Below are 13,724 nucleotides of genomic sequence, written 5' to 3' on the forward strand. Positions count from 1 at the left end.
TCGCTGCGCTCGCTCTACTCCTCGACGACCGGGTCAAGCCCTTCGGTCGTCGAGTTGAGCCCTTCGGTCGTCGAGTAGCCCGAGGCGCTAGCCGAGGGCGTATCGAGACGCCCGGGCCTGGTGTTCGGCTTGGGCCGTCTCGATACGACGCTCGCTGCGCTCGCTCCTACTCGACGACCATCAGACGTATCGAGACGCCCGCACCCGTCAGCCCTCCGTCACCACCGGACCGCGCGCCGCCGCCCACCGGACCAACGGCCCGAGGTGGTCGGGGCCGCGCTCGGCGATCTCGGCGAGCTCCTGCTGCCGGTCGGCAAGGCCGAGCGTCAGGATTGCGGCGTACGCCGCATCGCCGCTGCCGTTGTGAACGGCGCGGAGCAGCGCCTCGACCCCGGTCTCGGGGAGGTCGGAGCCGACCCACATCAGGGCCGCCGTGGCGCGGGGCAGCAGCTCGTGTCGGGTCTCTGCGGCCACCAGGTCGGCCAGCTCGGTGGTGCTGATCGCCGGCGTCATCCGCCCCACCAGCGACCAGCACGGCGACGCGACCCGCTCGTCGGCATGGCTGGTCAGCCGCAGGACCACCTCGCCGATGGCCGCGGCATAGGGGCTGGCGAGCAGGAGCGCGGACGCCAGGTGGCGGCGGCTCCGGTGCACGTGGAAGAGGGCCTCGCGGATCAGCCGGCGCAGCATCTGGTCGGGGTCGGCAGCGGCGCGCGCACACAACAGCTCGGCGTGGAGACCGATGTGGTCGGCCAGCAGGCGGGCCTGCTCGGGCTCGACCAGCTCGCGGTTGGCGCGGGCCTGCTGCAGGGTCGCGCGCACCCGATCGTCCTTGGTGGACCTGCGTAGCCGGTCGAATTGGGCGTCGGTCATCCGGGAAGCAAGGTCCAGGGTGACGACCGACGGGCGCCCCGGCGCGTCCAGCAGGTCGCGGCCGACCTGCCGCTCGAGGTCCTTGTGGTCAGGGGCGAGGTTGCCGCGCCGGATCATCGCCGCGGCGACGATCGCCGCGCTGCGGCGCAGCTTGACGTTGGAGGCGCCCACCAGGCGGAGCACCACGTCGCTCGCCCCGGGTTCGCGGACCTCGCTCAGAACCTGGAGCACCGGGGTGATGACCTGGGTTTCGGGGTCGAGGACGTAACGGCCGACGCTCTTGGACAGGTAGGGCTGCGCCTGCGGCGACTTCATCAGCGCCGCTGCGGCTTCGTAGCGCGCGAGGTAGGCGATGCTCGAGGACCGCGACAGCTCGTCGACCAGCTGGTCAGCCAGGTCCTGCCAGGTGCGCCGGTGCAGGTAGATGCTCTGGAACCGCCGCAGCTGGTCGGCCAGCCAGATCCACTGGTCGCCGCGGATCCGACCGGACTCCAGGCCGTCGAGCAGCTCGTCGATCCGCTCCGGGGCGGCCGACCCCGCGTTGCGCTCGGACGACCGGGTGAGCAGCCTGCCCTCACGAGCAAGCACGCGTCGTACCGCCCCGATCTGCGCGGGCTGGAGCCCGCACACCGTCTCGTAGGCCTCGACCAGCGTGGGGGAGATGTACTCCAGGCCGGACTCCCAACGCGAGATCCGGCTGGAGTCGATCCGGATGCCGCGGTCCTTCATCATCGCGACGAACTCCGCGCGAGTGCAGGTCCGCGTCTTCGGGCCCAGCATCCGGTTGGTCGCGAGCAACCAGGCCAGGCGTTTGTTGCCCTCGTAGTCGTCGCTCGCAATCGGTGACGCGTCGTTCGGGAGCCGCTGGGGCCGGCCACGGGAGCGACGGTCGCCAGCGCTGGGGGGTGACGCCACGCGAGTCCCTCTCTTGATCGGGCGGTGCTGGGAGCGATGCGGCAAGAGGCTCCCATGACACACCCCGATCCGGGATTGATTCACGGCTTTGCCCGTTTTTGCAACAAATGGATGAGCCGTCCACCGGTCCACCAAGATCGCGGCGAACCCTCGGGACGTCTGTGTCCTGATGGAGACGGCGCGCTCCCAGCTGTCGGGTGTTCCCGGCTTCGCGCGTCCATACGGGGATAACCGAAAGGAAAGCAATGAGAAGCAGCGGCATCAGGCGCGGGGTGGCAGTAGCCGCCGTCGGCGCCATGGCTGTGGTGGGGCTCCTCCCGCTCGCAGCCAATGCGAACGAGATCACGGATCAGCAGGACAATGCCTTCGGTCCGAGCCACGTCACGCTCTACAGCCTGGGCGGAGTCGCCGACATGGGCTCGACGCGGAACGACGGTCAGAACACCACCATCTCGCTGGTGGCGGGCGGCTCTTCGGACATCGACACGATGCGGTTCCAGTACAGCACCGACGGTGGTGGGACCTGGATCAACATCGGCGGTGTGATCACCTCGCCGAACGACGACGGCCTGTTCTCGCGCGAGTGGAACCCGGTCGCCGACAGCGGTCTGACCCTGCCGGTCGTCGGGATCGACGTTCGCGCCGTCGGTCACTCGACCCTCGACGGCCTCAACCACCCGGGTCCGGCGAACTTCCTGACCCAGATCAACAACACGTTCGACTCGGTGGCGATCACGCCGGGCAGCGACCTGGGTGTGTGGAAGGCCGCCAACGGCGACCACAACGTCATCCTGCGCGGCACGCGTTCCAACCCCGGCACCGTCGAGGTGGGCGTGGGCCTGCCGAGCGGCTTCATCGGTGCGAGCGAGGACTTCGCGGCGGGCACGAGCTGGAAGACGGTCCTGGACATCGAGCCGACCTACAACAGCGCTCCGTTCGGTTACAACCAGCCCGACCAGATCGCGATCACCGCGTTCACCAACACCGCGCAGCCGGAAAGCTCCGATGGTGAGGGCTTCACGCTCTACAACCAGGTGCTGTCGAAGCTGACGGTGACGGCGAACCCGACCAACCCGGCGGACCCGAACCAGAACGTTCCGGTGACGGTCACGGCGCTGGACCAGTTCGACAAGCCGATCGCGGGCGTGCGGATCCTCGATGACGACGCGGCCCCCAACGTCTTCCTGAACACCGGCGTGACGAACGTCGATGGTCAGGTGACCACGAACCAGTCGGTCAACGACGGCACGGTGCAGTACGTGGCCAACGTCGCCGCGGGCAACCAGTTCGCCTACGACCCGGGCCTGAACGACCTGCTGACCCCGCTGACGCTGGGTGCGGGCTTCGCCTCGGACCTGACCGGTTCGTCCAACGACGGTCTCGCGTTCGACTTCGACGAGAACGACGCCAACGACATCAAGGTCCAGGTCAAGGACCAGGCGGGCAACAACTTCGACGTCCAGGCTGCCAACCAGGACCTGACCTACTTCTGGAAGCGGATCCCGTTCGACCCGAGCGAGGAGCCGGAGACCGGCGACAGCCACGTGGTGGCGAACGAGGCCAACGGTCTCTTCGACATCCCGGTGCTGGACCCGGCCGACTTCCCGGACAACGACCTGCCGAGCGGCACCTATGAGCTGTGGGCCTCGCTCAGCGACGGCGGCACGGGTCACTCGGTGGCGGCCAAGCGAGTGCTGACCGTCAAGGCCGGCGAGGCCGCGGTGGAGTACGCGACCGACGAGACGATCTCGCCGATCGGTTCGACGCCCACGGTCAACGGCAACCTCGTGCTCGAGGACGGCACCGGCCTGGTCGGTCGTCGGATCCAGCTCGACGTCAACCCGGGCACGGAGTACGACGAGGACGGCCCCACCGGTGCCGGTGACGCGGTCCTGGTCAGCAACGACCAGGTGACGACCGGTGCGGGCGGCTCGTTCAGCGCCCAGATCGAGGACCTGTCCACCGACCCGAGCGAGGTCGAGCTCGGTGCTCGCCTCCGCGCCACGTCGCTCCCGGCGGCCGGCCCGAGCCCTGACGGTGACTGGAACGACGGTCCGTTCGACCACTTCCTCGACTTCGTGACCGACCAGGTCCCGAACGGTGCGGTGCTCGACGTCGAGTGGGACAACCCCACGGGTGGCCCGGCGGGCAACCTGCAGAACGGTGACATCCACCTCGAGGACGCCTTCGGTGACGACCTCGCCGGTGTCCAGGTCGAGCTGACCTTGGACCACGGCTTCTTCACCGACGGTTACGAGGGTCCGGCGGCGGGCAACTACGACCCGACCCCGGACAGCCTGGGCGACTCGATCATCGTGTCGACCGACGCCAACGGCAACGCCGACTTCCAGGGCTCGATCGGTCGTGACAACGGTTTCGACGACGACAACCACGTCATCGCGACGGTGACCGGTGACGCCGACGGCGCCACCGACACCGACTCGATCGACTGGAACGCGGCCAACCCGCTGAACGTCAGTGAGATCGAGGTGACCCGCACTGCTGGGCAGCTCGACCCCGCCCCGACCAACGGCAGCGTGCTCTACGACGTCTACGCGTGGGACCAGTTCGGCAACCCGGTCCGTGGCGTTGACGTGAGCATCGAGTGCACGCTCGAGCTCGGTGACGACGACCTGTGCCCGACGGGCGCTCCGATCATCACCGAGTCCGACCTCGACAACGGTGGCGACGCTCTGCTCGTCAGCAACGAGGCCGGCACGTTCGAGTACCTCGCCGAGGCGACCAGCCCGAACACCCAGGTCTACAACAACAACCTGGTGCTGGTGAACGACAACCCGACGTTCACCTTCCAGGAGACCTGGTACACGCCGTCGCCCCGCCCGCAGGACGGCGCGGAGTACACGATCGACCCGGAGAACCCGAGCACCCCGGTGCCGGTCGACGAGCCGATCACGGTGACGGTCGAGGCCGATGACCAGGAGGGCAACCCGCTCTCGGGGCTGTTCGTCCAGTTCGTCCGGACTTCTGACTCGGACAACGACCAGACGTTCGTCACCGACGCGGACGGCATCGCGCAGTACGTGTTCGAGGGTCGCGACGACCAGTGCGGTGAGAACGACACCGTCACGGCCGTCGTCCGGGAGAGCGTCAACGGCCCGGTCGTGACCACGCTGGTCACGAAGATCACCTTCGAGAAGTGCGAGGTCAACGTGTCGCTGGAGGGCTCGAACTCGGCCAACGGCAAGCGCGACATCCTGAAGGTGACCGCCACCGCTGAGCAGTCGCTCACCGGTGTCCCGGTCCACCTGATGGCCCGCAAGGGCGGCAAGTGGGTCGAGCTGACCCCGCAGGCCGACCGCGTGCTCACCTCCGCCGGCCGGGCGACCTTCTCCGTGAAGGACACCAACGGCAAGAAGATCACCAAGTACCGCGCGGTGGTCGACGAGGGTGACAGGACCGCCTCGGCACAGTCGCAGGTCCTGCGGCGCCGCTGATCCGGTAACGACAAGGCCCCGTCCCGGGTGGACCCACGATCCAGTGGTCACCCGGGACAGGGTCCTTGCCTGACCCCGTCAGGGGTCCCCCACTCATGACCCCCCATTCTCGGTAGACCTGTCGGTCAGCCCTGGGCGTACGCACCAGGCGTCTGGGCCGGCTGGGGGGCCAGCTCCACACCTGGTGCAACTCGGACGCGGTCCGGGCCAACTCTCCTGTCGCTGCGAGATGACTTGGCCCGGACCGCTCTCGTTTTCGGCGCGCGTCGATCGGCTCACCGGCCGGCGCGCGCCGCCGCGTTTCCAACTCTGATAACTGAGTCGGCCGTGCATTGATTCAGTGCTCGGAAGAAACTCGCAACAAATAGCGGGACCCCCTCCGGATCCCGAAGGATCGCGACCGTGCGCGGGACATTCATGTCCCGTCGGCGAGGGGATCAGGGAGTTCCCCTTGGGGAGGGAAGAGCCGGCCTCGAGGTCCGGCCCTTTCGTCCGTGCGCAACAACGCGGAAGCGAAAGGAAATCAATGAACAGCAGCGGCATCAGGCGCGGACTGGCCGTAGCGGCCGTCTCCGCCTTGGTCGCGGTGGCGGCGCCACTGGCAGCCAACGCGAACGAGATCATGGATCAGATGGACAGCGCCTTCCCCGCCGGGGCGAAGGTGACCCTCTACGGTCCCCACCCCGGCGCGGACCAGATCACGGTCAAGAACGACGGTTACAACACGACCGTCGGCCTCGAGGCCGGTGGGACGTCCGACATCGACACGATGCGCTTCCAGTACAGCACTGACGGCGGTGCGACGTGGATCAACATCGGTGGCGTCATCACCTCGCCCAACGCCGATGGCACCTTCGCGCGTGAGTGGAACCCGGTCGCCGACTCCGGGCTGAGCATCCCGACGGCGGGCCTGCTCGTGCGGGCAAACGGCCACTCGACCCTGGACGGCAACAACCACCCGGGCGCCGGCGTCCCGGTCACCCTGACCAACACCCAGGACGTCATGTCCATCGCGCCCCTGACCGACGTGGGCGTCTGGAAGGCCGCGGGCGGTGCGCACAACATCATCGTGAACGGCCGAGCCTCCTACAACGGCAACGGCACCCTCGGTGTGGGCGAGCCGGTCACCGGCACCCGGATCAACGTGGCCAACGTCCCGATCGCCGGTGGCGAGTGGAAGACCGTCTACAACATCGCTCCGGTGATGTCTTCGGCGAACTTCCAGTACAACGCTCCTGACGAGCTGGTCCTGAGCGCCACGACCTCGAACGCCAACCCGACGGCAGGCGACACCGAGGCGATCACCCTCTACGACCAGGTGCTGACGAAGCTGACGGTGACGGCGAACCCGACGAACCCGGCGGACCCGAACCAGAACGTTCCGGTGACGGTCACGGCGCTGGACCAGTTCGACAAGCCGATCGCGGGCGTGCGGATCCTCGATGACGAGCTGCTCGCCCCCGGCACCTTCACGAACACGGGTGTGACGAACGCCAATGGTCAGGTGACCACCAACCAGTCGGTCAACGACGGCACGGTGCAGTACGTGGCCAACGTCGCCGCGGGCAACCAGTTCGCCTACGACCCGGGCCTGAACGACCTGCTGACCCCGCTGACGCTGGGTGCGGGCTTCGCCTCGGACCTGACCGGTTCGTCCAACGACGGTCTCGCGTTCGACTTCGACGAGAACGACGCCAACGACATCAAGGTCCAGGTCAAGGACCAGGGCGGCAACAACTTCGACGTCCAGGCCGTGAACCAGGACCTGACCTACTTCTGGAAGCGGATCCCGTTCGACCCGAGCGTCGAGCCGGAGGACGGCGACAGCCACGTGGTGGCGAACGAGGCCAACGGTCTCTTCGACATCCCGGTGCTGGACCCGGCCGACTTCCCGGACAACCAGCTGCCGAGCGGCACCTATGAGCTGTGGGCCTCGCTCAGCGACGGCGGCACGGGTCACCCGGTGGCGGCCAAGCGAGTGCTGACCGTCAAGGCCGGCGAGGCCGCGGTGGAGTACGACGTCGCCAAGACGGTCGCCGAGATCGGCTCGACCCCGACGGTCAACGGCAACCTCGTGCTCGAGGACGGCACCGGCCTGGTCGGTCGCCGGATCCAGCTCGACGTCAACGCCGGCACGGAGTACGACGAGGACGGCCCCACCGGTGCCGGTGACGCGGTCCTGGTCAGCAACGACCAGGTGACGACCGGTGCGGGCGGCTCGTTCAGCGCCCAGATCGAGGACCTGTCCACCGACCTCAGCGAGTCCGAGCTCGGTGCTCGCCTCCGCGCCACGTCGCTCCCGGCGGCCGGCCCGAGCCCCGACGGTGACTGGAACGACGGTCCGTTCGACCACTTCCTCGACTTCGTGACCACCCAGGTCCCGAACGGTGCGGTGCTCGACGTCGAGTGGGACAACACCACGGGTGGCCCGGCGGGCAACCTGCAGAACGGCGACCTCCACCTCGAGGACGCCTTCGGTGACGACCTCGCCGGTGTCCAGGTCGAGCTGACCTTGGACCACGGCTTCTTCACCGACGGTTACGAGGGTCCGGCGGCGGGCAACTACGACCCGACCCCGGACAGCCTGGGCGACTCGATCATCGTGTCGACCGACGCCAACGGCAACGCCGACTTCCAGGGCTCGATCGGTCGTGACAACGGTTTCGACGACGACAACCACGTCATCGCGACGGTGACCGGTGAGGCGGACAGCGCCACCGACAGCGACTCGATCGACTGGAACGCGGCCAACCCGCTGAACGTCAGTGAGATCGAGGTGACCCGCACTGCTGGGCAGCTCGACCCCGCCCCGACCAACGGCGGCGTGCTCTACGACGTCTACGCGTGGGACCAGTTCGGCAACCCGGTGCGGGGTGTCGACGTGAGCATCGAGTGCACGCTCGAGCTCGGTGACGACGACCTGTGCCCGACGGGCGCTCCGATCATCACCGAGTCCGACCTCGACAACGGTGGCGACGCTCTGCTCGTCAGCAACGAGCCGGGCACGTTCGAGTACCTCGCCGAGGCGACCAGCCCGAACACCCAGGTCTACAACAACAGCCTGGTGCTGGTGAACGACAACCCGACGTTCACCTTCCAGGAGACCTGGTACGAGCCGAAGGTCAACCCGGCCGAGGGCGCGACCTACACGATCGACCCGGAGAACCCGAGCACCCCGGTGCCGGTCGACGAGCCGATCACGGTGACGGTCGAGGCCGATGACCAGGAGGGCAACCCCCTCTCGGGGCTGTTCGTCCAGTTCGTCCGGACTTCTGACTCGGACAACGACCAGACGTTCGTCACCGACGCGGACGGCATCGCGCAGTACGTGTTCGAGGGTCGCGACGACCAGTGCGGTGAGAACGACACCGTCACGGCCGTCGTCCGGGAGAGCGTCAACGGTCCGGTCGTGACCACGCTCGTCACGAAGATCACCTTCGAGAAGTGCGAGGTCGACGTCTCGCTGGAGGGTTCGAACTCCAAGAACGGCAAGCGCGACGTCCTGAAGGTGACCGCCACCGCTGAGCAGAAGCTCACCGGCGTCGGTGTCCACCTGATGGCCCGCAAGGGCGGCAAGTGGGTCGAGCTGACCCCGCAGGCCGACCGCGTGCTGACCGCTGCCGGCACGGCGACCTTCTCGGTGAAGGACACCAACGGCAACAAGGTCACGAAGTACCGCGCGGTGGTCGACGAGGGCAGCAAGACCGCCTCGGCGCAGTCGCAGGTCCTGCGGCGCCGCTAGTCACAACAGGAACCGTCCCGGGTGGACCCGATGAGCTAGCGGGCCACCCGGGGCAGGTTCCACCTGCACCCCGGTGCAACCTGGACGCGGTCCGGGCCAGCTCTCCTGTCGCTGCGAGATGACCTGGTCCGGACCGCCCCGGTTTTTGGGGCGATCTCGTGACAACCCGGGCCCGGGCCGTGATCCTGGCTCCGGAGGTATCCGATGAGGAGCAGCACTGCAACCGTCCCGATCATGGCGATCGTCGTCGCGTTCGCTGCTCTGAGCGGTCCGCCAGCTGGGGCGGCAGTCGCCCCGGACCGGGCCACCGACCCCGCGACACTGGACATCAGCTTCGACAACGCCACAGCAGGTCCAGCCGGCACCCACCAGTCCGGCGCCGTCCACGTCGAGGACGCCTTCGGGGATGCCGTCGCCGGCGTCCAGGTCGAGCTCTTTCTCGGAACCGGGTTCTTCTCGAACGGCGACAAGGCCCCCGCAATGGGTGACTACGTGCCGACTCCGGAGGACTCGGGCGCCACGATCACCGTGTCGACCGACGCCGCGGGCAGCGCGGACTTCACCACCACCATCGGCCGCGACCTGGGCTTCGACGACGACGGTTTCGCCACCCAGGTCGTGCACGCGGAGCTCGACGGACTCCACGCCAGCGACTCGCTCGTGTGGGACTCGTCGGACCCGCTGAACGTGAGCGAGATCAGCGTGGTCCGCGCCCCCGGCGAGCTGGATCCTTCTCCCGTGCCGCTCGGCGGCGTCCTATTCGACATCGTCGCGGGGGACCAGTTCGGCAACCCGGCAGCGGGGGTCGATGTCGAGATCGAGTGCGTGCTGGAGCTCGGTGACGACGAGCTGTGCGACTATCCGTCGGTCGCGGTCATCGCCACGTCCGACCTGGACGACCTCGGTGACGCCGTTGTCCACAGTGACGAAGCCGGAACGTTCGAGTACGCCGCGAAGACCCTCGCCCCCGCCACCAGCAGGTACGACGACTCGCTGACGCCGAGCCCGGCAGATCCGACCACCCGCTTCCAGCAGGCGTTCTACGACGTCGGCTGGCCTGAATGCTGCTGGTTCACGATCGACCCGTTGAACCCGAGCGCCCCGGTGCCGGTGGGAGAGCCGATCGTGCTGACGGTGGAGGGAATGGACTGGAAGGGCGACCCGCTCGCGGCCTTCTCCGTCACCTTCGTCCGCGCGTCCGACACCGGAAACGCACACACGTCCGCCACCGAGGAGAATGGCCGAGCGCAGTATGTGTTCCAGGGCACCGACGAGCAGTGCGGGGAGGAAGAGACCGTCACCGCCGTCGTCCGGAGCAGCGCGAGCGGTCCGGTCATGGACGTGCTGATGACCACCATCCCCTTCAACAAATGCGCGGTCTCGGTGTCCCTGAACAGATCGAACTCCACCGACGGCGACCGCGACATCGTGACCGTCGCTGCGACCTCGATCCACCCGCTCGGAGGGGTGCCGGTCCACCTGAAGGCGCTTCGGGACGGGCGGTGGGTCGAGCTGAAGCGGCAGCGTGACCGCGTGCTCAGCCCGAGCGGCAGGGCGACGTTCGCGGTGAAGGACCGCAACGGTCGCGGGATCACGCGCTACCGGGCAGTCGTCGCCAGGACGGCTAGCACCAACGCTGGGCGGTCACCGGTCCTGCGTCTGCGCTGAGCGGGTCTCGACAGGCTCGACCAGCAAAAGGGACACGGTCCGGGCCAACTCTCCTGTCGCTGCGAGATGACTGGTCCGGACCGTGCCACGGGTATTCCACCACGAGTCGGCGGGTCGATGCAGATCGACCACCACTCTGGCGTGGCGCGTCGGGGCGCCGAGCGCGCCCGTTACCCCTCGTCGCGCTTGTCGACGGTGAGGGAGACGAGGCTCTCGGCGAGGTCCTCGACGCTCTCGGCGCCGGCGTCGGTGGGAAGCAGGGCCCGCACCTCGAAGCGGTACTCACCGGCGTTGTCGAGGTAGCCGACGGTGATGTTGAGCTCGTCCTCGCTCCAGGCGGCGTACGCCTGGCCGGGCACCTCGAGCGTGGCGAACTGGTCCGCGGTCTCCTCGTAGGACGCGCGGGTCTCCTCGTAGGTCTTGTTGTCGACCGCCGGGGCGAGACTGACCGAGATCCGGGCGCCGTCCTTGGACGCGAACACGCACGAGTTCTTCTCCAGCTCGAACTGCGTGCCGAGCTCCTCGTTCAGCGCCTTCTCGCCGAACGGGCACGATGCCGGCAGCTCGTTGGGCTCATCGGGCCCCGGCACGCCTTCCTCGCCCGGCTTGGCGCCGACACCCTCGACGGCCTCGCCGGAGCCGTTCCCCCCGTCGCCGTCCCCGCTGTCGTCGTCGCCGCTGCACGCGGCGAGGAGCGGGGAGCCGACGAGGAGGAGCGAGGCCAGGGGGAGCGCCAGAGGTCGTTTCAGCATGCCGCCGATCCTAGAAGGTGGCACCACGCCTCACACCGGAGGCACCACACGCCAGACGACATGAGTGCCAGGAAGTCCCTTGAGCTCGATCGGGTCGGTCGGGTCGACCAGCCGGACCTGCGCGTCGTCCTCGAGGGCGGCCCGGACGGCGTCGCTGCACAGCACCTCGCCACCCGACGCCAGGTCGGTGACCCGGGCCGCCATGGCGACGTTCTCGCCGAAGTAGTCGCCGTCCTTGGCCACGACCTGACCGGTGTGGATCCCGATCCGGACCCGGATCTTCCCGTGCCGCCGGAGCTGCTCCGTCGGGCGGCGCAGGTCGCTCTGGATCGCGACCGCCGCGCGACAGGCCGCCTCGGCGTCGCGGAAGGCGACCATGAAGCCGTCGCCGGCGGTCTTGACGACCTGCCCGCGGTACTGCGTGACCCGGTTCCGCAGCACCTGGTCGTGGGCCTCGAGCACCCGCACCCAGTTGCGATCGCCCATCCGGGCGTTGAGGTGGGTGGAGTTCTCGATGTCGGAGAAGAACAAGGTGACGGTGCCGTCGGGGGCCGCCATGTGCACGATCTCGGCCTGCTCCTCGTTGGCCCAGGCCGAGAGGTCCTCCAGGGTGCTCTGGATCAGACCGGTGATGCCCTGCTCGCGCACCCTGCTCGCCGTACGGATCACCCGGCTGATCGCGCGCTCGGCCGGCTTCTGCGCCGGCGGCGGGCGGAGCGCGGTGGCCAGGTCCGCCTCGAGCTCCGCGACGTGCTGCTCGGCGGTGGCGAGCTCCGCCTGCTGACGGCGTACGACGACCGCCAGGCCTGCCACCACGCCCAGGAGCACCACGCACAGGGCACCCAGCACGATCGTCACGCCGTCACTGTATTGATGAAGTGAGTAGCGTGATGGGGTGGCCAACGAAATCGGCGCTCCCACCCTGTCCACCCTCGGCGAGCTGCGTGCCTCCGGGCACGTCCAGAAGACGTTGCGTGAGGAGATCCGCGACAACCTGCTCAGCATGCTCGCGGCGGGGGAGGACCCCTGGCCCGGGCTGCACGGCTTCGAGCACACCGTGGTGCCCCAGCTGGAGCGGGCGCTCCTGGCCGGCCATGACGTCGTACTGCTCGGGGAGCGGGGGCAGGGCAAGACCCGGTTGCTCCGCACCATCGTCGGCCTGCTCGACGAGTGGACCCCGGTCATCTCCGGCTCGGAGCTGGGGGAGCACCCCTACGAGCCGATCACCGTCGCGTCGCAGTCGGCCGTGGCCGCGCACGGCGACGACCTGCGGATCTCGTGGCGGCACCGCACCGAGCGCTACGCGGAGAAGCTCGCGACGCCCGACACCTCGGTGGCGGACCTGATCGGCGACGTCGACCCGATGAAGGTCGCCGAGGGCCGCTCGCTCGGCGACCCGGAGACCATCCACTTCGGCCTGATCCCGCGCAGCCACCGCGGCATCGTCGCGATCAACGAGCTGCCCGACCTCGCCGAGCGGATCCAGGTCGCGATGCTCAACGTGATGGAGGAGCGCGACATCCAGATCCGCGGCTACGTGCTGCGGCTGCCGCTGGACGTGCTCGTCGTGGCGTCGGCCAACCCCGAGGACTACACCAACCGCGGCCGGATCATCACGCCGTTGAAGGACCGGTTCGGCGCGGAGATCCGCACCCACTACCCGTCCGAGCTCGAGGCCGAGATGGCTGTCATCCGGCAGGAGGCGCACCTCGTCGCCGACGTGCCGGAGCCGCTGCTCGAGGTGCTGGCGCGGTTCACGCGCAACCTGCGCGAGTCGACCGCGGTCGACCAGCGCTCCGGCGTCTCCGCGCGGTTCGCCATCGCGGGCGCCGAGACCATCGCCGCCTCCGCGCTGCGCCGGGCGACGGTGCTCGGCGAGGACCGGGCCGTGGCCCGCGTCGTCGACCTCGAGACGGCGGTCGACGTGCTCGGCGGCAAGATCGAGTTCGAGTCGGGTGAGGAGGGCCGCGAGGAGGAGATCCTGACTCACCTGCTCCGCACGGCCACGGCCGAGACGGTGCGGCAGCACTTCCGCGGCCTCGACTTCGCGCTGCTCGTCGACGCGATCGAGGGCGGCGCCACGGTCGTGACCGGCGCCGCGGTCTCGGCGCGCGACGTGCTGGCCGGGCTGCCGGTGCTGGGGGAGTCGGAGCTCTACGACGAGGTCTGCGAACGGGTGCTCGGCCCCGGCGGCGGGCAGACCGACGGCGAGCGCGCCTGCGCGATCGAGCTCGCCCTCGAGGGCCTGTTCCTCGCCCGCAAGATCGGCAAGGACTCCGACGGGAGCGAGACGATCTATGGCTGATCTCGACAGGCTCG

Annotated in this window: 7 protein-coding genes; 4 read left to right on the plus strand and 3 right to left on the minus strand. The window is 68.8% G+C overall.

Translation table 11 applies throughout. The features are described 5' to 3' along the window. Positions 1-207 precede the first annotated feature (207 nt). The gene (locus tag DJ010_RS14375) at positions 208-1,788 is read right to left on the minus strand and encodes a hypothetical protein (protein WP_146207355.1); all 1,581 of its coding nucleotides are present in this window, start codon (positions 1,786-1,788) and stop codon (positions 208-210) included. 296 nt (positions 1,789-2,084) lie between these two features. Between DJ010_RS14375 and DJ010_RS14380 the strand changes: the two genes are divergently transcribed. The 3 genes from DJ010_RS14380 (at position 2,085) to DJ010_RS14390 (ending at position 10,653) form a co-directional block, all read left to right on the plus strand. Next, positions 2,085-5,243 (plus strand): Ig-like domain-containing protein, encoded by a 3,159-nt coding sequence (locus DJ010_RS14380; protein WP_146207356.1) that lies wholly within the window; start codon positions 2,085-2,087, stop codon positions 5,241-5,243. A 526-nt stretch (positions 5,244-5,769) separates the two neighbouring features. Then, on the plus strand, positions 5,770-8,985 hold the full coding sequence (locus DJ010_RS14385; RefSeq protein ID WP_109694929.1) for an Ig-like domain-containing protein: 3,216 nt from the start codon (positions 5,770-5,772) through the stop codon (positions 8,983-8,985). A 234-nt stretch (positions 8,986-9,219) separates the two neighbouring features. After that, positions 9,220-10,653, plus strand: a complete 1,434-nt coding sequence (locus DJ010_RS14390) for a hypothetical protein (protein WP_109694931.1) — start codon at positions 9,220-9,222, stop codon at positions 10,651-10,653. Positions 10,654-10,823: 170 nt separating this feature from the next. Here DJ010_RS14390 and DJ010_RS14395 read toward each other — a convergent pair whose 3' ends face one another. Beyond that, on the minus strand, positions 10,824-11,405 hold the full coding sequence (locus DJ010_RS14395; protein WP_158283023.1) for a hypothetical protein: 582 nt from the start codon (positions 11,403-11,405) through the stop codon (positions 10,824-10,826). A gap of 30 nt (positions 11,406-11,435) precedes the next feature. Further along, positions 11,436-12,263, minus strand: coding sequence for an adenylate/guanylate cyclase domain-containing protein (locus DJ010_RS14405; RefSeq protein WP_158283024.1), 828 nt, complete (start codon positions 12,261-12,263; stop codon positions 11,436-11,438). 37 nt (positions 12,264-12,300) lie between these two features. Here DJ010_RS14405 and DJ010_RS14410 point away from each other — a divergent pair, with 37 nt between their 5' ends. Next, positions 12,301-13,710, plus strand: a complete 1,410-nt coding sequence (locus DJ010_RS14410; RefSeq protein WP_245927568.1) for a MoxR family ATPase — start codon at positions 12,301-12,303, stop codon at positions 13,708-13,710. Positions 13,711-13,724 lie beyond the last annotated feature (14 nt).

It is taken from the genome of Nocardioides silvaticus, assembly GCF_003160695.1.
GTDB classification, from domain to species: Bacteria; Actinomycetota; Actinomycetes; order Propionibacteriales; family Nocardioidaceae; genus Nocardioides; species Nocardioides silvaticus.

Excerpts from the sequence above, each read along its gene's own strand:
- DJ010_RS14390 (WP_109694931.1), top strand. The coding sequence starts at position 9,220 with ATGGCGATCGTCGTCGCGTTCGCTGCTCTGAGCGGTCCGCCAGCTGGG.
- DJ010_RS14380 (WP_146207356.1), top strand. The coding sequence starts at position 2,085 with ATGGCTGTGGTGGGGCTCCTCCCGCTCGCAGCCAATGCGAACGAGATC.
- DJ010_RS14385 (WP_109694929.1), top strand. The coding sequence starts at position 5,770 with ATGAACAGCAGCGGCATCAGGCGCGGACTGGCCGTAGCGGCCGTCTCC.
- DJ010_RS14395 (WP_158283023.1), bottom strand. The coding sequence starts at position 11,405 with ATGCTGAAACGACCTCTGGCGCTCCCCCTGGCCTCGCTCCTCCTCGTC.